Genomic DNA, 18,469 nt, shown 5'->3' on the forward strand with positions numbered 1-18,469 from the left:
TGGTTCGCTGCACGCTTACGTCACTCCACCTACGAGGTGTAAATATCCAGAGATATCACGATGCAATTTCTTACTTTTGCCAAATCCAAATGCAATTTCACCAAGCGACTCAAGACTTAAATCATGTGAATACGCCGGTCTATATCCTAAATAAAACTCGGTTGACCAAGACGGGTTAAATTGAGAGGAAGGTGTTAGGTTCTTCACACTATATATGGTCGCTTCAGAGAGCTTTGCACTGTTTGTATCTAGGTTAATTGTACCAGAGAGTTTGCCCATAACGAGCTCAGACTCGTGCAGATACTGCCTATTGTCACCAGATAGATAGTGTCCGGAAGAAAGAAAGCTCAGCGCAATTGTGTCACCATGTTTGCTATTTGTGTAGCCCACGCCAAAGGCAGAGTCTTGCGGTGTTTTGGCTGGATGTTTGTAGTCAGATAAATCGATACCAAAATCTTTTGCACCGTTTACGCTGTCATACTTTTGTGGATGTGCCAACGACAAGTATTGTTGAGAGAGTGGAGAAAGTAAGCTTAGCCCTTTCTCGCTAGGGTTATTGACCCAAGGTTCTATTGCGCTTTTTTCTGTTGTTGTTAGCTCATCTTCAATAGAGTTCAATAACCATTTTGGAGAAGCTAAGACTTGTGTTTGTTCAATCAGACCATGTTTTTCAGCAGCTTTTACTACATCAACAGGGCTGACAAAAAGTTGTTTCTCTTTGAGTACATCTGGATCTAATAGTGAAATTAGCTCTAAGGTAAGAGTTGCGCAATTATATGACTGAAAATAGTAAACCAGCTCAGCGCCTTTCAACTCCCACAAATGCAGCTGTAGTAAGCGGCGATTAAACTCATTACTTTTTAATCGAAACTGCCAAAGGTTTCGTTGTTCAATTTCTAAATACTGTTTAATGTCCTTTGCAAAGGGCCTTACCGTAAAAAACCGGGCATACCGGTTACTAGGCTTTCGGTAAGTAGTTTTGCCGGATTTAGGGTGGTTATTTCTGTGAAATAAGCGAGAGAATGGTTTACTTCAACATCTCGGAAGTTTTTTCCGCCGGCCTTTAGAAAGATATGGCCCATCATGCTTGTTGCAGAAGAGAATATTTCTGAAGCAAATACCAGTTCTAGCTGGTCAAAAGGAACATGCTCAATATACTTTTTTAATTCAGGACAAGAAGCAAGAGTCGTTTCTAAAGAAGGTATATTGAGATTGAGATGGTGCTTTAGAAAAATAGTTCTTGCTGGGAAGCGGCAGTAAGCTTTCTCGATGTTTGAAATAATCAATTCTAACGTTAACTCTAATTCACGAGTAGCCGAAAAGCTCTCATTTGAGAGCAGAAACGTTGGCTCAGACAATTGTGCTTTATCTTCACTGCTGTGAATTAGACTTTGCCATGTCGGTAGCGAGGAGATCTCGTGAAGCGAAGCCGAATCACGGTTGCTCAATAATTGGCTATATAAAAGCAAAAGAGCCACAACAACGTGGCTCAAGAATCTTAAAATCATATGCAAAAATATTAGTTACACTTGATCTCTACAGAATCTTCGTAATCCCACATTTTGCCAGTCATGCTGTCAGTAGTTGAACCTAGTAAACCACCTAGGATGATGTTACCGAAGAATACAGGAGTTACAGACTTGTCTACTTTAGTCTCTTGCTCACAAGAAGCATCAGAAACTTTGATTACTTTGTTTTTACCGTCTCTTAGTACCACAACTGTTCCAGGTGTAGTTGCTTTTTTGTCATCAACAGTAACTTCAACAGCTTGGTTGTTAGAAGTTGTGATATTGATTGATTGTTCTTCGTGCGTCATGATGCTTGCGCAGCCTGAAAGTGATGCTAGAGAAACAGCAGCAATTGATAGTACAGCTTTATTCATGTTTCGTTAATTTCCAAAAAATATTATTGTGTTAATTCGGGGCGAAATGCACCTTTTTTGTTCGTGATTTGCAATGGGGTTTTTTATTTTTGTGAATAAGTTAGAAATATTTATATTTATTAGTGTCTTGTGAATTTCTATAGGTGCTCTTTACGGGGTTGCTTTTTGTTGCAAGAGAAGGGGGAATTTTTGTTCCTAGAATTGCAATTTAAAAGAGGTATTCATTAGGTTTCCAACTGCTCTGCGAGTGAGTGGACTTACTTTAAGAATCATGTTTTGACCCATTAAAAGGGAAACGCATTTCGATTTATCAAAGGAAATGAAAGCCTTGGGCTATTTGTTTGGCAGATTAATTTTGTTTTGATTCATTATTGAAAAGTGAAGCTTCTCACTTATAAAGCGTTAATTATGCTCTTTCTAACGGCAAGTGCGTCTTGCCGTCAAGCAGACTGTCGCTGGTATCCTTCAACTAAACGCATTAAAATTGTACAATCACGTAAAATAATGGCAAGGTAGCTACTGGCGTGACTTGGTTTAAATTTAAAATTGGAACGATCCAAAATTGTGCGGAGTTAAAATGATTCATAATAAAAAAGTTAAACATTTGGCCGTTTTATCTTTGTCTTGTGCTGTGCTGGTGGGGTGTGAAAAGGCACCAACCAAAAGCAGCCAAAGTGCAAAAGAGCAAGTGAAGACAGAGGCTAATTACGTTTCTGAGGTAGTTTCTTATGTTGACCCACTTATAGGAACAAAAGGCCCGTTCAATCATAGACAGGCTGGTAACGTTACTCCGGGCGCTTTAGTGCCGTTTGGTATGTTTAACTTCGGACCAGAGCATGCTTATACACAAGATCTATTGGCTGAGTCTGAAGGCATTTCTAAAAAAATCTTAGAAGAGCACAAGCGTGTGCCAGTGTCACCCGGCGGCTACAACTATCAAGCTAGTCGCGTCAAAGGCTTTTCATTTACTCGTTTATCGGGCACCGGTTGTCTAGGTGCATCCGGAGATATCCCTGTCATGCCCTTTACTAAAGACGTGACTTTTTCACCGGCAACGGACCCTATCAATGGTTATTACAGTGCTGGGTTTAGTCATGATAATGAAACGGCGATTCCTGGTTATTATCAGGTTGGACTTGATAATGGTGTAAATGTTGAACTTGCTGCTACAACTCGAACAGGTATAGCAAATTTCAGATTCGAGCAAGCAGCCAATGCGAAGCTTTTATTTAGAACATCATACTCTCAGTTGGGTAGTGGTGATGCGTATGCCAAGGTAGATAGAGAAAAAAGGGAGGTAACAGGTTATGTTACCTCAGGTAACTTTTGTGGCTACCTTGGTGAGTACAACCAAAGGGACTACTACACCCTGCATTTTGTTGCAAAGTTAGATAAAACTATAACGGGATCTGGCGCGTGGAAAGATAACAAGATTGTAAAAGATAAGGATTCATCAAAAGGAGGGATGGGCTACGGTGATAATGGCTGGCCTGATATTGGTCAAGGTTCGGGCGTATGGGTAAACCTAGATCTAAAAGATGGTGAAACAGTGCAAATGCGCGTCGGTATTTCTTATGTAAGTTTAGAAAATGCACGAGAAAACCTAAAAATAGAGCAGTCAGAACATAGCTTTGCCGATGTGCGTAAACAATCTCAGCAAACGTGGGAGGAGGAGTTATCAAAGGTTAAAGTCGCTTCGAGTGATATTAGTCAGTTGAGGGTTTTTTACACTGCTTTGTATCACAGCTTGTTCCATCCTAATGTTTTTTCAGACGTGAATGGTCAATACACTGGATTTGACCAAAAAGTACACACCGTGTCTGGGACGCAAAAAATGCAATACGCTAACTTCTCTGGCTGGGATGTATATCGATCACAATTGCAGCTAGTTACCCTTTTGGATAAAAAACGCGGTAGTGATATTGCACAGTCATTATTTAATCAGGCTAACCAATTTAATGGTATTTGGGATCGTTGGACACATAATGCAGGGCCTACAGGGGTAATGAGTGGCGATCCTTCGACTATTGCAATTGCCAACTTTGTTGCTTTTGGCGCAAACGATTTTGATGTTTCTGGGGCATATACCTCTTTGCATAAAGCTGCAACCCAGCCTACCGAGTTTGATTTGTCTAACATTGGCTGCCCCGTATTTTGTCGTGGTCAGAAACCTTCACTAGACGAATGGAAAAATTTAGGGTACATCTCAGATCAGTCTAATAGCTGGGAAGGCGCATCCGAAACTTTAGAGCAAGCCTCTAGTTATTTCTCGTTATCGCAGCTTGCTGAGCGCTTAGGTAAAACAGAGGATGCTGCAAGGTTTGTAGATGAAGCGGGTTATTGGAGAAACATATACAATCCAGCAGCGACCGATTCTTTAGGTTATATTCAAGGGCGAAACGACGATCTTACTTGGAAAGAAAACTTTGATCCGTTTTCAGGTCATTTGTTTGTTGAGGGAAGTCCTGCACAATATTTATGGATGATCCCCCACGATGGTGCAGGCCTTGCAAAAACAATAGGTGGTGAAGAAGCGATGAGCCAGCGATTGGACAGTCACTTTAGAAAATCTGATGGTAGCTGGGTCTTGTATCGTGACTCAGCTGAATTCTCGGATGTATCAAATCAACCTTCTATTTTATCTCCGTGGATGTATTTACATACGGGCGACGCATACAAGACTCAGCAAACGGTGAGGGAAACCATGAAACAGCTTTGGCTAGACGCACCGGATGGTATACCTGGTCAGGATGATTTGGGCCAGATGTCTTCATGGTATGTATTTAGCAGTTTAGGCCTGTATCCTAAGTATCCCGGGCGCGCGGATCTAGTGCTATCAAGCCCTCAGTTTTCAAAAGCACAAATCGGTAATTTAACGATCAATGCCCCGAGTGCATCCGGTGACCATATTTATATCAATTCGCTTGAAGTAAATGGTACTAAAACACTTAATAGCTGGATTGACGAGTCCTATATAAACAAACCGGTCACTTTGGACTTTACACTAAGCACAGAGCCTAATAAGGCGTTCGGTAAAGCTGTAGAGAACAGGCCGCCTAGTTACGAGCCGGCAACGCGATTATAAGGCATAATTTCATAGTATCTTATTAATTTATATATATTCACGTTCTAATTGATGCGAAAAGGTGCTAGAGAGTTGGCACCTTTTCTAAGTATTGGGACTACAATTTTTTAATCTTGAATATGTCAGAGGCCTATGTCTACATTTTGATAGCTTTAATAAAGAGCCACTTCATATGGTGAGAGTAACTCTCTGGTAGTTCATTCATTGCTAAACTAAGAGTGGTGAGGGCGTCTGATAAACTTAGGTGAGGTAGACTCTTTTTAGCGATGGCTGGTATTTTATAAAACTCTATCCAGTCTTGCTTTGTCACAGTAACTGTTTTTGTAATGACGTCAGATACTGTAAAACTATACTGTTCAATAATTTGAATCAAATGGTATTTGCAGTACTTTTTGGTGTACCTTTATGTTTCTTCTGCTCAAAACCGAGTAAATTAGGCTTCTTATCTATCGCGACGTATCCCAACTCGTCTTGGACAGGGCCTTGAGATCCCACTCTGAAAGGTTAACCAGTAACCCACCTCTATGTTTTAGCTGCGACTTAATCAGTGGGAGTGTTTTGTCGAAGTCGAACATCCAAAATGCAGAATTGGCAAGAAAACAGCAGATAGAGTTCGGCGCAAAGTGTATATTCTCTGAGAAACTAGAGATAAACTCGGCATTGTTGTTTACGTTGTTATGTTTGGTGACTGCTACCATACCCTTAGCTGCATACATCTGTCGGTGGTGTTTCATTTGTATTTAAATCTTTTGGTATTGTACCTGATATGTACTGTGTCCAGACGCTAGAATCAGCAGATCCGCATACCTTGCATGACAACTACTTTTGTTCGTCGCAAGATAGTGGTATGAAATGATCATATGCAGGGCCGATTAACGGAATGCGCTGTACGCAAATCAAAGAGTCTGCTGATCTGCATACATGGGAAGACAACTATTTACGTTTACCTCAGAATTCAGACTACTTATTCTCATGGCGTAGTGCTGGCAAAGCAAATATGCAAAAAACGGTAAGGTGGCTTGAGTCGGCAGATCCACATACGTGGAGTGACAACTACTTAGGTATTGAAAAGCATGTTGAGCTTAAAATCCACGGTCAATGTTTGGATATTTGGTAAGCTAACCCAGCGAATGGCCAAGACGTTGTTGTACATGATTGGCACGGAGGCGCAAATCAGAAATGGTTGTTTACTAATGACGGCAAAGTTAGAAGTAAGATGAACTACAACAAGTGTTTAGATTACAGAAACTTTGCTACAAGCAATGGCGAAAGACTGATGGTATGGGATTGTAACAAGAGTCCGACTCAGGCATTTAAGTACGTTAATAATCAGCTTAAAACAGTGCTAGAGCCATCGCGTTGTGTTGATGCACCATCTGGTCAAAATGGTACTAGGACACATTTATGGGACTGCCCTGTATTGCACCCAAATAACACGGCTGTTGTCCCTCAATAGGGTAAATCTTTAAGTATGGGGCAATGCACAGGGTGTGCTTTCCCATCATGTTGTCTCGGTAAATACCCCAGGCCTAGTTTGTGTTCCATCATATTAACTAGGCCTTTTTATAGCATCTTTTACTAACTTTTATATTGCTAGTCACCACCTCCAGCACTAAAGGCACTAATTCGCCTATACTTAACAAGTAATTATTAGGTAGGTTGACGTAAAACGTGATCTCACAAGGTGATGTTGCATTGACGTTAGGTTAGCCGCTTCATGAGTCATGATGGCCTGTTTGTGATGTGGTACTCTCACGGATCTGCTCAAACTTATTAAAAGCATCTGATACAACATCTTTATCGGTGGCTGTTAGCGCAATGGATACATCGCAATTTGGGTTTGAACAGGAAAAAGACTGTCCAGTTAAAAGCAAATTTGATTCAAAATAAATTGGCATATTGCATTCAGGACAGTCAATTTTTGATTTTATACTCATAGTCAGTTCCTTATTGTTTACTGGGGAGTGGCATCATATTTTTTGAAAATATTTCTAAAATAGTGGTGATCCCATTGGGTAAAGGGAGTTGGCCAGCTTCAAGAGTAACTTCATAGCTTGCATGGGCCGAGCTAGTTTGTTGCTGTTCTCCTTGATGTGATTTGGCGAGCGAGCCATGCAATTCAGTCTCAAACTCATGTGATTGATTTGGCTTTGTGCTTTGTGCATTATTTTGTTTTTGAGGTTGCGCTCTACGTTGCCTTCGCACCTGCGGTCGCCCCTGCATTCTGTGAGTTGAAGTTGAGCTACTCTTTTGTTGTTCCAGAGCATCTTTCTTTTTTATTTCCCTAGAGCTTTTCACTTCCATGTTGAAAGACACCTTTAGCTTTTCTATGGCTAATGAATTCATGGGAATTAAGGTCATCAGTGGAATAGAGATATCCATTTTCACTGGAGATTTTCCAATGACGCCATCTTTATCAATAACAGAACGAGACAATGTGAAGTTGACCATAGTGGGGACTAGCTGGTTATCATCATCTGGTTTTTTTTCGAAACAGGTTGTGAGGAGAAACTGAGTCTGTGCATTTGCAATCATCGCGTTTGCATCAGTTGCGGCTTTTAATGGCGCACCAATAAGCGCTTTCATGGGTAATCCAGAAAACTGTGAAGCAATATTGTTGTTCATGCGAAGTCCTTCTTTCTAACTTATCCCGGAATTTGTGCTCGAAGTGCGCGTTCGTAACCTTCGATGAGCTTTTTAAGGCCTTCTGGGGGCTCATTACCGGTTAGAATGATTTCTAGCTGTGCGTTGGCGGTGTTCTCACCACCACTTGGCCCGATGATTTTGTCGCGAAATCCAAATTTAGTGGTGTTTTTGGCGAAAGTGACCATGAGTTTGTCTTGATCATTTGTGCTTATCTCCAAATCTGTTTTGAACTTAACTTCTGTGATCCTAGGCGAAGATATTGGCACGAGTGCCAGAAGCGGCACTTCGGCATCCACTGTGTCGATACCGTCTTCGGTTCTACTTGGAAACTGCATCGTGCATGTCTTGGGTGAGTAACTTGGCGCTTTGCCTTCTTCATTTTCATGTTCATCGAAAAAACGTTTAACAAAGTCAATCGTTTCTCCTTCAACAGCCTTAGAAGCGTCTTTAACACCTTTATGTATGGCTTTCATTAATGATTGAAATTCGATCATGGCATGTCTCTTATTATCGTTATTTAAGAGAGGAAGTTGCTAACTTCCTCAGAGTAACCAATGCATTAGTAGGTGGTTACTCTTTTTCAATAATTGGGTCAATGTTCTTGGTAAAGGCATTGATAATGGTGGTTACGCCTGTTGGCAGAGGTAATTGCCCCGCGTGAACATCCACTTCATATTTGGCTTTGTTTGATGCTTCATAGTGCTCTTTTTGCTTCGAAGTTGACTTACTGCTATGAGAAACCGAGCCGTGAACTTCAACAGAGAAAAGACCTGCATTGTACTTTGCCGTAATATCAGCCTTGGCCGCAGTTTCTTGTTCACTACTTTTTTCATTGTCAGTTGATGTGGAACTGGAGACTTCCATTTCAAAATGGATTTTTACATCATCGACTGCCAAAGAGTTGAGCGGAATTAAAGTGAGTCATGGCAGCTTTAACGTGATTTTTGCGTCATCTCCGCTGCTACCATCCGCCTTTATCACCGGTCGACTAAGCTCAACCATGATAGGCGTCAGTTTACTGCCACTGGCTTGTGGCGAATTGGCTCCACCTCCATTCTCAAAGCACGTACTCAACATAAACTGAGTTTGTGTGCGGGCCATCATACCGTTTGCATCTGTTGCAGCTTTCAGCGGAGCACCAATAAGGGATTTCATTGGTAATCCCCTGAATTGCTGGGCCATTGATAAGAGTTCTGCCATATTTTTCTCCTCTTTTGAGATCTAATTGCAATGCTTACTAAATTGCTTTGCACTACGAATGGGTAATACCTGATCTGCATATTCAGTTAGCTATGATAAAAGCTGCACTTTGGTTTGGAATTGGTAAATTTATGGAAAAAATCGGGGAAAAGTATGCGGTATGAACGCTATGGTCCCTTTATTTTTCAGGTTATAGACAAGGGAGAAGTTTAATCAACACTCTAGCAATACTTAAAAACTATCTGGGCAAGATAAGAAAATAACAATGGGTAAGCACGCTTTGAGAGTGATGGTTTGATAGCTTACATATTGAGCGATTCCTAAGGTGCAAAAAAGTATAGAGTTATAATTTCTATGCTTTTGTTAGATAAATGTGCGCCTCGAAGGTCTTAGCGATAGACCTTTGTTATCCCTTTCGATGTAACTTGTGTGTCCACACAATACAAAGTGTTCACGCTTTGTACCAAAGCCGCTTGGGTGGTGAAAGTGTTATTTAACTGCTCGGTGGTTGCGTTAGACAGCGCTTGGCTTGTTGCAATCATAAAGTTACCAACTGCAACTGTCAGTGCGTCACCCAGCACCTTGGTATTTACTTGCGAAACTGAATCTGTAATTTGACTGTTTACAGCGGTCGGAAATGCCATCAATGCTACTCCTTTACGTAATTCCAATCAAAATCTAGTTTATTATTCATTTTTTTACTATTACACCGTGTTACGCATTAATTGGCCTGAGCAAGTTTTGTGCGTTTGGCGTAATAGTATGTAATGGAATGTTTTTTATTTGTTACTAAACTTGTTGTCTTATCCGTTGATTGACCGAAAGCGCATTTTGATTTTCTAAGGAAAGACTATGCCTTTGTTTTTTATGCAAAAAAATCTTTTTCAGGTTGTTTCAATGGCAGGGAATTGGTCAATTATATTCTCTCAAAGCAACCATATCCTTCGAGTTACGTTCAACACCATGGATCTTATTCACTTAAGGATGATTTCACATAACTCAATCGCGCTTTTCCCGAATTGAAGCACTCAGTAACAGCGCTATGCAGTTAACTCAAAATAGCGAAGTAAAACAGCGTGTGAGTCCGAGTTGAATTTGAAGAAGCATAAGTTCAACGTAAAACGTGTTTTTGGCTCATTAACATTTCACATTTAGTTATTTTAAGGACAACCCATGTCAAATAGTCAGTATAAAATTTACCCGCCTCTGGGTATTGCGAGAGTTGGTAATGGCCCCGCTATCAAATCACTTTCTCTGTCTACCCCCGAAGTACCTTGGGCTCATCTGTATGATACTGATGTGCAGTACTTAGTTACACAGCAAGAGCTCAAATCGTTAGTCGACAATGCCTTTGATGCACGAGTCACACAGGAAATAGAACGCCTCCATAAGGACCTTATTGCTAATAACACTTGCAGCCTAGAATTGGTAGATATTGAAAAGTGCCTAGACGTACTTCAGTTATCAAATTTGGTACCGCAACCACAGCTAGTGCGCAGCCTTGATAACTTAGAGCTTTTAGAGGTGGGAAATTATCAATCCGTACTGCAACAAATCAAAGACGCAATACTTAAGGTGCTTAATGAACACTATTTGCATGCTGTCAAAAAGCAAGCGCAAAACTTTTACGTATATAAATGTGACGATCAGGGTAATCCAATCGAAAAATTGAAGCTAGAAGAAGGTGATAAAGTAACTTGGCATGTTGAGGTGGCCAACAAAAAGTCATTTTGGTATGACTACAACAACGCATTGGATCTGTCATTGCATACGCAAGGCAGTGGCAATCTGAGTAAAAATGTCAGTAAGCACAGGCTCGCGCCAGCGATGACTGCAAAGCGAAGAAACCCAAATGTGATTACCAATAATCTCAGAAAGCAACTGGTGATCTCTAGCCAAGGGTACGTATCGAGCAATTGCCAGACTCAAACCAAACTCAGTGGCAAGTTCCCTGCGAACGAACCGAATAAAGATAATCGTTTAAGTGATTTACTTAACTTGTCAGAGCGCCACAATGTACTGCAAGGCTCTTTAGAGTGTAGCAGTGACGGTGTGCTCAGGTTTTATGCCGGTAATGGGATTTCTCAAGCTCTGTCTCCTTCTTCGCAAAATACGGATTTTGCAGATAACTCAAATTGGTTTGACGATATTTGTGATGGCCGTGTGACCGCGGTTGTTGAGCTTAAAAATGGCGATACATTTGAAGTCAGCGATGAGCAAAGCAGTGCATGGATAGCCACGACGCCGCCTGATTATGCACCGCAAATTGAGCCTATTGTCACCATGTATGACATGGTATCAGGTGCGGCGTTAAAAGAGCAGGATTTAGATAAACTCGAAACCCAATTTAGTGATGTATTTCCAATCTTGTATCGACTTTACAGAATGCAATGGGTAAACCAAGCTGACTTTTCAGATAATGCTGTGAATACACAAATTCGTGAATTAAATAGCGAATTGAGTTTTTCTGAGCTGCTAGATAATACGGCGTCCGCAAAGTCATTGAGAGAAGGGATTTTTGATCAATTTAGAAACCCACTATTTGACCAAGATATTGACATTGGTGACCCAGGCCAAAGTAGCAATGAATGGGTGAACAATAGTCGGATCATTCCCAGTAAGGATATGACCAATATTGCGCCTCGCCCAGCAACGTCTTCATTGAAGTTACCGTTTTATCCAAATGACGGTATAGATTACCCAGGAAGCCCTGTTCAGTGGTTTGCTATTCCGCCATTTATGTATCAGCACTTGCAAAATTGGGCGATGGGAGACTTTACAGTCACACAAGCCGAAAAAGACAGCTCACGGACGATTGAGGAACTGGGCATATTTTATAGTGAACAATTCAAACATTCTAAAAACAGTGCATTACTCTGTGCGCGTGGAGCGCTAGATGCGCTGTATGGAGGAGGGTTCCACCCAGGTGTAGAATTGACTTGGCCAATGCGTCACAACTTAATCTATAGCGATAACCAGTATGTAAGTGGCGTGACACCAGAGATCAACCTATTGGGTCTAAGAGAATTTAGACTTAAGCAAGATCTTCAGGGATTGAATTCACCGGATATGTATCAAGACTTTGGACATGTGATTGCGGTAGATAACGTTACTGAGTCCGTTGATCCCAATTCGGATGCGGCGTGGTTGTGGCGAAGCACGCCAGGTGATTTGACTAAGTGGATGGGTATCCCTTGGCAATCCGATGCGGCGAGTTGCCAAGCTGTATATACGCCTGAAGACTTTCCAATCCCCTCATGGTGGGCTGCTAATTTACCTGTGCATGTATTGCCACTTGCTAGATATGAAAAGTTCAAAGACAGCCAATCAGCTGATTTACCTGAAATTAATGGCATGACACACAGTATTGCGCAAGGCATGTCCGCAGAGACCTTCGAACATATGCGTTTAGAGCAATTCTCCCAGCGCTTGGAATGGCTCCATACTGCGGACCTCGGTTTTGTTGGTTATCACGCTGAAGGTGGCTATACCAATGGGCTCATTCAGATGGTAAGTCAATGGAAAAACATGGGGATGGTGATGGCAAGGTCCGTTGATGACCCTGGTGTGTCAGGCATTCCAAATGTGGTTTATGTCGCCTACAGCGAAGCTGATAAAAATTAATGGTGACATATATTAAAGGCACTTCGGTGCCTTTAACAAAAGGATGTATCAAATGAATGATGGGTTTGAGTATGACTGTTTAATCGTCGGTGGCGGTATTGCTGGCACAGTCACAGCCAAGCAGCTAGTCGAAAAAGGTTATAAGATTGCCCTAATTGATGATTTTGCAACTTCTCAATTGCGATTGGCCGAAAGTTTACCCGCGAGTATCGAGCCTATGCTTCAACGGCTTGGGCTTTTCGATTTAATTAACTCCCCACCACATTTAAAACATTCGGGCATGGTTTCTGCTTGGGGCACGCATATACTACAAGCAGCACCTTTGGTGGCGCATCATCATGGTTGGAAGGTAGACAAGAGCGTGCTGGTTAGGCAAATAAAGTCGCAATTACCGAGTCAGTGTGTGATCTCTGGTAAAGTGAAGGAGGTCTCAGACCGAGAGGGAGGTTGGAGCTGTATTGTTCGGAGTTATGTCGCAGGAACCGACATAGAGGTCCGAGCTCGATTTATACTTGATGCCAGTGGTCGTCAAGGTTACTTGCCGAGAATCTTAAATTTGCATAGGCACACCTTTGACAAACTCAGTGCATTTGTCGCGAATGTTGTTGTCCAAGCACCTTCAAAAGCACAACCATCAGTGGTTGTGGAGTCGTATCGGCATGGTTGGACACTGGTATCAAAAATAAATGATAAAGAAAGTATGATTGCCATATTTTGCAATCAAAATACGCCGGACTTTAGCAAGTTGAAGCATGCCAAAAATTGGCATAACATTGCCAATCAAACGCATTGGTTTAGAAAGGTGCTACCGAACAACACGTTTGAGGTAAAGGTATTAAATGCGAGTAGTCATATTGTTAGTCAACTAAGTGGCAATAATTGGTTGTTGGTTGGCGATGCTGCGATGTCATTTGATCCATTGTCTTCACACGGAATGACAACTGCAATCTATATGGCTGAAAAAGCTGCAAATGCGATAGATGGCCTATTTAAAGGTGATAAAAAGTCTCTCAATCTGTACAGCAAAACGATGACCGATATTTACAACAGTTATTTAAATGAATTGTTGGGGTATTATCGTCGTGAAAAACGATATCTAGACTCTAAGTTTTGGCAGAGTAAACAGCGAATTAGCGCTAAGGAAACGCTGAGTGTGGCAGGATAAAGGTTGCATTATGCTGATGAATTAAACTAGAGCGTAATAGCCCTAGTTTAATTGGTTATATCCTAGTGATTAACGCATCCAAAGCAAGGCAAACGTTGAGCCGTTTGGTTCTGCGTTTCTTTTGCATCGCTGAACCTAGCAAGGTCGCCCTGATACAGCCACAGTTTTGTCGGGTTGGCTGGGTTCGTTTCGTTTCAGGTAATTGACCATATTCAGTGATTCGTCTAACATCGCCAGCCGCTGCGCTTGGTTAGCTACCGACTAACGTCCAACCACCGCCATGAGAAGTCATGTCACAATAAACAGACATAGGCTCATTATTGTCGTCAACAATTTCATAGATGCCATCGCCTGTACTGGCACCAGCGTCTAGGATTTGTTTACATGTCGTAAATACCTGTTGCTGATTATTCACCAGACCCCAATCACCAGAGGTACCATCACTGCTGTGCCAACTACCTTGATAGCTAACACTTGTAACTTTATGGCCAGAAAAATATTGACTTTGGCCAGTTACCAAATCACTTATTTAAAATCGAACCCTGGTACCGTTTGCGCTAGTGGCACCTGGTAAGATCTTGTCGACAGAGGTGGCAATAAAGTGAGCATTAAACCCTTGAAAAGCATACTCTGACGTTATTTCGTTAGATAGAACACCATTATGTTCGGAGTCCATCTTGAGTTTATACGCCCCTTAAAATTTTGTTTGCTCTGCAAGTACGCTGCTGCTTAATACAGTAAAGATAATAAAGGCCATGGTTTTTCATGTTAATTCCTTAACGTTTGTCGAGAAAGTAGGGAAAATCGTTCTTTGTGCGCGTTCAATTGTACGCAAAATTATTATTGAGAGTGGTTTTTCACTACAAAATAAAAGTTGGTATAATTTTATGGTGAGAGAGTATTAATTAATAATTCTTAAAGTTTCGGATTTTTTATTTGGGTGATTTTTAGCCGTTGCAACAGTTTTTAAATTATAGTGTCCTTGATCTTTTGATTAAATTGAAATTAGAGTGAGCGGAGTATTTATAGAGTATAAGTGTCGTGTGAAATAGTCGACTTAGTTTGAGTTTGTGGCGTATACCAAAAGTAACATTCGGCGTACTCAAGTACTGGTAAGCCAAGTAGTAAAACGCGACAACCATTGACCATATGTGACAGAGCCACAAGTATATGCTGAAGTAGGTTGTTGTATTTTACAATCGGGTAAAGCCGTTGTTGAAACGAGCAAAAAAGGAGCTGCTCGTTTCAAAATACACAGGGGTATGCTAGGTAAAGTGAAGGTTAGTTTGTTTTAACTTCAAACAATAATATTTGGCTGAGCTGCTTACCGTGTGCGTTAAAGTTGTTATCAGACACCATTAATAAGCTTTGGTTACCGTTGGCTAATTTAGGTCCGAAAGTCATCCCCTCTAAGTTATCAATATGCTTTGAGCCCAGTTTCGCTTTTATTGTAGCCATGTCTAACACCAACGTTTTTTTAGCAGGTTGGTATTGTTGATTTTTGAGAGAAGCTATGGTTTTGATATCTGTCGCCTTTTCAATATCTATAAGATAGATACTTACGCTATTTCCACCATCTTTCAGTCCTGATGTGAATGAACGCTCCATGGTTAAAAACTGGTGTTTATTTATCTGCAGTATTTCAACTAGACCTGTAGTGCGAAATGCATCAGGTTTTGCTTCTGCTCGCTTTACAAGTGGCTCTAGATAATAGGCAAACTGTTTATCCAGTTGTTTAGTTGCAAAATCAAAGTGGGAGATACGTACCATCGCACCGTGTTTGATAGTTGCCTCTTCACCATCCTGTTTGAGCGCTCCTTCCATTGAGGCCCAAATACCTTGACCTGAGTGTGCCAGTGTTAAGCCCTCGAATACAGCATTATGTCTTGGTCCAGAATTGTCAGAAATATCAAACATTTTTGGCAGGTTAAACGGATAAATTTTGTTGTTTGACTGTAAATATATTGCCGGCGCTTGTTGATACTTTACGCTGCCTTCGCTGCACCAGATAATATTATTGCTACTGGGGAACGCTCGCAGGCTTTCAGGATCTACAAAGCCTAGCTTTGAGTCTTTGCTGACTAGCGTATGAGATTTTTCAAATTTTACTTGTCTAATTTTGTGCTTGTCTATCTCGATGCTTGCTTCAAAGTAACGCGGGTTCTTCGCGTCATCCGCAATTAATAAGTACTTACCATCAACGTACTCAATGCTTGATAAACCGCCAACTTTATCTCCACTAATAGTCAGTTTTTCAGGGATAATATATTCATCTAAGAACTCAAGCTGCATAGGCGCAGCGTAAACATAAAAGGGCAGTAATAAAGCCAAGAATAAATAATTGTGCATCATGTTTTAATTACAAAATAAATTGAACAGAGAAATATACGCGGGTAATGTTAAATTAGCACTATTTGAAGGGCAAAAATTTCAAGAGTTTTAGCTTTTTTTAGTCGGTCTTAATTGAGCATGAAAGCAAAAACACTATGTCTATTGAGATAGTACCTTTTTAATTGTTTGCCTGTTCACCCCCAAAAAGGTCCACCTAACCAGTTTATGATCAAATTTAAAGTGGTTGAAAACGACGAATTGTCGACGCTTTTACCTCGAACCTTGACCCATTACCTGTAACATTCACAGGTGGGAAGACGAATTTTTATTTAGATACATTTAAAAATTGAGGTTCTTTTATTTCAGTGGTAGCATCAAGCCAAACTCAATCTTTAAGATCGCCTAATGCGTAAACTTACTCTCATATTTATGATGCTTTGCATTCTGAGTACTCAGGTATTTGGAATGGTTGTGCATGAGGGAGAGCATAGAACGCAAGGTGATGAGCACAGTTTTCTGCATGAGATTGGTCAACCACATAGCCACGACCATGAAGATGAAACTGACTTTACGCTGTCTTTCTCAAAAGAAGCGGTAAAACATATCAATCAAGATTTAGAGTGTTGTATTACAGCAGTTGTAGAAGTTGCCCCTGTTTCAACACCTGAAATTAAACCAATGGGCCCGATCTTATCTCTGGGCGCGAGTTGGTCACCTCCCTTTTTAAAACATAGCACGCCACCCCCTAAAGCTTAATCCAAATTAACTGTCCCTAGTCAGTGCTTCGGCTCTGGCTCGTATTGTCATTTTTTGGATTTATTATGTTATTAAATTTATTTACGCTGCAAAAATTGCAGGCGATGGTAAGTGGTCTGCTACTTATCATATGTACATCGATTTTTATCGTATTCAGCATACAGGCTTCACCCGGTGCCCATGGGCCTAATGGTGAACACTTAGATACCCACAACAAAGCCCAAGGGTCGGCTAATCCGAAGTTTGAGGGGTTTACCGAGGCGTACGAATTGGTAGGCGAACTGCTCGACAACCAATTGATAATTTATCTTCATGATTTCAAATCAAATGTACCCGTGTCTAACGCGTCGATTGAGCTAGACCTTGATGGTCAAGTTACGCATGCGAAGTTCTCAGAACAATTAAGCGCTTACAGTCTGAGTGAGCAAGGCATACTGGATAAACTCCAGCAACCGGGTATACACGAAATCATACTGATCATAACCACAAAAAAGAGCGGAGATTTACTGGTTGTAAACCTCAATAATGGGAGCTCACTTGCCAACGAGCAAAGCCATCGCGATGAAGAGCATGCTCACTTCCCTTGGCATGTTCTTGTAATAGGCCTTGCTGTATTTGCCGGCGGATTTCTATTGGGCCGTCAAATGAAGGGGAGTCAAGCATGAGAATATTACGCATGATAGCCTTCTCGTTGAGTATTTGTTCAGTGCCAATACTGGCTTCACCGGGTGCACACGGTCCTAATGGTGAGCATCTCGACCAAAAGTCGAATAAAGTATCGGGCGACTTGGGCAGACAAGCAGATGGCTCGGTGCTCATGCCCATGAAGCACCAAGCGTTACTGGCTGTCAAAACCCAATTTGTAGCCGAAACCACTGCGCAAAAACACATTCGCCTAGACGCCATCGCTAAGCCTCACCCTGATGGGTATGCCAAGATTCAATCGAGTAGTGATGGCAGGCTAGATGCGCCAGAAGTTGGTATTCGTCCAAGTGGTACTAAGGTAAATGCGGGAGATATTTTGGGTTTCATTCGCTACCAAGACACAGCGTATGAACTTGCTAGTCAGAACAGTGAATTGATTGCGATTCGAAATCAAATAGTTCAAACCCACCGAGATGTTTCTCGCTTGAAAAAATTAGGAGATTTGGCTTCAAAACAGGAGTTAGAACAGCTTGAAACTGAGTTATTGAGCTTGAGACAGCAAGCAGGTGCGTTACAAACAGGGTTAGAGAAACCAGAGGTGCTCATTGCGCCAATTTCAGGTTTACTGATCAATCACGGCGTTTCTAAAGGCCAATGGGTTGAAGCCGGGGAGTCTTTATTTGAGATTATTTCGGCTGATCAACGGCTAATTGAAGCAAGTACCAGTGACACAAGCTTACCAAGTATGCTGGTGACCGCCAAAGTGAACTCGCAACCCAGTTTGTCGCTGAATTATATCGGTCACTCTCCTACGCTTGTAAATGGTTTAGTGCATTTAAATTTTGAGCTACAGCATGGTAATGAAAGTCATCATTTAATGATTAATCAGAACCTTAGCATACAGGTTCAAGTTAATGAGACATTGAAAGGCATCGTTTTACCTGAAAATGCAGTTGTACTGAGTCAGAACAATTTACCTCAGGTCTGGATTAAGCTCTCTGCGGAGCGTTTTTTGCCTCAGCCGATCAAATATGAGCGTTTGCAACCGGGCTTTGTACTGATTACCCAAGGGTTATGGGCTGACAATCGAGTTGTGATTGAAGGCGCTTCATTATTGAATCAAGTGAGATAGCCA

General features: G+C 41.4%; 15 protein-coding genes and 3 pseudogenes. 8 read left to right on the top strand and 10 right to left on the bottom strand.

Going from position 1 to position 18,469, the window contains the following annotated elements:
• Positions 1–15: 15 nt before the first annotated feature.
• Positions 16–1,508 (bottom strand): annotated as a pseudogene (locus tag N482_RS26200) (DUF4105 domain-containing protein).
• An 11-nt stretch (positions 1,509–1,519) separates the two neighbouring features.
• Positions 1,520–1,882, bottom strand: coding sequence for a hypothetical protein (locus N482_RS23410; RefSeq protein ID WP_063379341.1), 363 nt, complete (start codon positions 1,880–1,882; stop codon positions 1,520–1,522).
• Between the two features lie 577 nt (positions 1,883–2,459).
• Here N482_RS23410 and N482_RS23415 point away from each other — a divergent pair.
• Positions 2,460–4,967 (top strand): GH92 family glycosyl hydrolase, encoded by a 2,508-nt coding sequence (locus N482_RS23415; protein WP_063379342.1) that lies wholly within the window; start codon positions 2,460–2,462, stop codon positions 4,965–4,967.
• Between the two features lie 446 nt (positions 4,968–5,413).
• On the opposite strand, the gene N482_RS23425 is transcribed toward N482_RS23415, so the two are convergent.
• Positions 5,414–5,701 (bottom strand): hypothetical protein, encoded by a 288-nt coding sequence (locus N482_RS23425; RefSeq protein WP_063379344.1) that lies wholly within the window; start codon positions 5,699–5,701, stop codon positions 5,414–5,416.
• A gap of 146 nt (positions 5,702–5,847) precedes the next feature.
• On the opposite strand from N482_RS23425, the gene N482_RS23430 reads away from it, so the two are divergent.
• Positions 5,848–6,084: a hypothetical protein gene (locus N482_RS23430; RefSeq protein WP_063379345.1), complete on the top strand. Its 237-nt coding sequence runs from the start codon at positions 5,848–5,850 to the stop codon at positions 6,082–6,084.
• Positions 6,085–6,105: 21 nt separating this feature from the next.
• Positions 6,106–6,423 (top strand): annotated as a pseudogene (locus N482_RS23435) (ricin-type beta-trefoil lectin domain protein); the annotation flags it as partial.
• Between the two features lie 259 nt (positions 6,424–6,682).
• On the opposite strand, the gene N482_RS23440 reads toward N482_RS23435, so the two are convergent.
• From N482_RS23440 to N482_RS23460, 5 genes and pseudogenes are all read right to left on the bottom strand, one after another.
• Complete coding sequence (locus N482_RS23440; protein WP_063379347.1) at positions 6,683–6,904, bottom strand: hypothetical protein; 222 nt, start codon at positions 6,902–6,904, stop codon at positions 6,683–6,685.
• 10 nt (positions 6,905–6,914) lie between these two features.
• The gene (locus tag N482_RS23445) at positions 6,915–7,592 is read right to left on the bottom strand and encodes a DUF2589 domain-containing protein (RefSeq protein WP_063379348.1); all 678 of its coding nucleotides are present in this window, start codon (positions 7,590–7,592) and stop codon (positions 6,915–6,917) included.
• A 20-nt stretch (positions 7,593–7,612) separates the two neighbouring features.
• A complete protein-coding gene (locus N482_RS23450; protein WP_063379349.1) occupies positions 7,613–8,107 on the bottom strand; it encodes a DUF2589 domain-containing protein in 495 nt (164 codons plus the stop codon).
• 76 nt (positions 8,108–8,183) lie between these two features.
• Positions 8,184–8,813: pseudogene (locus N482_RS25810) on the bottom strand (DUF2589 domain-containing protein).
• 389 nt (positions 8,814–9,202) lie between these two features.
• Positions 9,203–9,457 carry a RebB family R body protein gene (locus tag N482_RS23460; RefSeq protein WP_063379350.1) on the bottom strand — a complete coding sequence of 85 codons (255 nt, stop codon included), beginning with the start codon at positions 9,455–9,457 and terminating at the stop codon, positions 9,203–9,205.
• A gap of 529 nt (positions 9,458–9,986) precedes the next feature.
• Between N482_RS23460 and N482_RS23465 the strand changes: the two genes are divergently transcribed.
• Positions 9,987–12,437: a LodA/GoxA family CTQ-dependent oxidase gene (locus N482_RS23465; RefSeq protein ID WP_063379351.1), complete on the top strand. Its 2,451-nt coding sequence runs from the start codon at positions 9,987–9,989 to the stop codon at positions 12,435–12,437.
• Positions 12,438–12,489: 52 nt separating this feature from the next.
• Entirely contained in the window at positions 12,490–13,602 is a 1,113-nt protein-coding gene (locus N482_RS23470; protein ID WP_063379352.1) for an FAD-dependent monooxygenase, read from the top strand.
• A 250-nt stretch (positions 13,603–13,852) separates the two neighbouring features.
• On the opposite strand, the gene N482_RS23475 is transcribed toward N482_RS23470, so the two are convergent.
• On the bottom strand, positions 13,853–14,122 hold the full coding sequence (locus tag N482_RS23475) for a fibrinogen-like YCDxxxxGGGW domain-containing protein (protein ID WP_063379353.1): 270 nt from the start codon (positions 14,120–14,122) through the stop codon (positions 13,853–13,855).
• Between the two features lie 761 nt (positions 14,123–14,883).
• Positions 14,884–15,954 carry an esterase-like activity of phytase family protein gene (locus N482_RS23480; protein ID WP_063379354.1) on the bottom strand — a complete coding sequence of 357 codons (1,071 nt, stop codon included), beginning with the start codon at positions 15,952–15,954 and terminating at the stop codon, positions 14,884–14,886.
• Between the two features lie 384 nt (positions 15,955–16,338).
• Here N482_RS23480 and N482_RS23485 point away from each other — a divergent pair, with 384 nt between their 5' ends.
• From N482_RS23485 to N482_RS23495, 3 genes are all read left to right on the top strand, one after another.
• Positions 16,339–16,689, top strand: coding sequence for a hypothetical protein (locus N482_RS23485; RefSeq protein ID WP_063379355.1), 351 nt, complete (start codon positions 16,339–16,341; stop codon positions 16,687–16,689).
• A gap of 65 nt (positions 16,690–16,754) precedes the next feature.
• Entirely contained in the window at positions 16,755–17,354 is a 600-nt protein-coding gene (locus N482_RS23490) for a hypothetical protein (protein WP_063379356.1), read from the top strand.
• Positions 17,351–18,466 (top strand): efflux RND transporter periplasmic adaptor subunit, encoded by a 1,116-nt coding sequence (locus N482_RS23495; RefSeq protein WP_063379357.1) that lies wholly within the window; start codon positions 17,351–17,353, stop codon positions 18,464–18,466. The genes N482_RS23490 and N482_RS23495 overlap by 4 nt, the downstream gene beginning before the upstream one ends.
• Positions 18,467–18,469 lie beyond the last annotated feature (3 nt).

The organism is Pseudoalteromonas luteoviolacea NCIMB 1942 (assembly GCF_001625595.1).
GTDB classification, from domain to species: Bacteria; Pseudomonadota; Gammaproteobacteria; order Enterobacterales; family Alteromonadaceae; genus Pseudoalteromonas; species Pseudoalteromonas luteoviolacea_A.

Coding starts and splice junctions, on each gene's coding strand:
- N482_RS23445 (WP_063379348.1), bottom strand. CDS start 7,592: ATGAACAACAATATTGCTTCACAGTTTTCTGGATTACCCATGAAAGCG.
- N482_RS23430 (WP_063379345.1), top strand. CDS start 5,848: ATGCGCTGTACGCAAATCAAAGAGTCTGCTGATCTGCATACATGGGAA.
- N482_RS23465 (WP_063379351.1), top strand. CDS start 9,987: ATGTCAAATAGTCAGTATAAAATTTACCCGCCTCTGGGTATTGCGAGA.
- N482_RS23460 (WP_063379350.1), bottom strand. CDS start 9,457: ATGGCATTTCCGACCGCTGTAAACAGTCAAATTACAGATTCAGTTTCG.
- N482_RS23470 (WP_063379352.1), top strand. CDS start 12,490: ATGAATGATGGGTTTGAGTATGACTGTTTAATCGTCGGTGGCGGTATT.
- N482_RS23480 (WP_063379354.1), bottom strand. CDS start 15,954: ATGATGCACAATTATTTATTCTTGGCTTTATTACTGCCCTTTTATGTT.
- N482_RS23410 (WP_063379341.1), bottom strand. CDS start 1,882: ATGAATAAAGCTGTACTATCAATTGCTGCTGTTTCTCTAGCATCACTT.
- N482_RS23490 (WP_063379356.1), top strand. CDS start 16,755: ATGTTATTAAATTTATTTACGCTGCAAAAATTGCAGGCGATGGTAAGT.
- N482_RS23495 (WP_063379357.1), top strand. CDS start 17,351: ATGAGAATATTACGCATGATAGCCTTCTCGTTGAGTATTTGTTCAGTG.
- N482_RS23440 (WP_063379347.1), bottom strand. CDS start 6,904: ATGAGTATAAAATCAAAAATTGACTGTCCTGAATGCAATATGCCAATT.
- N482_RS23450 (WP_063379349.1), bottom strand. CDS start 8,107: ATGATCGAATTTCAATCATTAATGAAAGCCATACATAAAGGTGTTAAA.
- N482_RS23485 (WP_063379355.1), top strand. CDS start 16,339: ATGCGTAAACTTACTCTCATATTTATGATGCTTTGCATTCTGAGTACT.
- N482_RS23415 (WP_063379342.1), top strand. CDS start 2,460: ATGATTCATAATAAAAAAGTTAAACATTTGGCCGTTTTATCTTTGTCT.
- N482_RS23425 (WP_063379344.1), bottom strand. CDS start 5,701: ATGAAACACCACCGACAGATGTATGCAGCTAAGGGTATGGTAGCAGTC.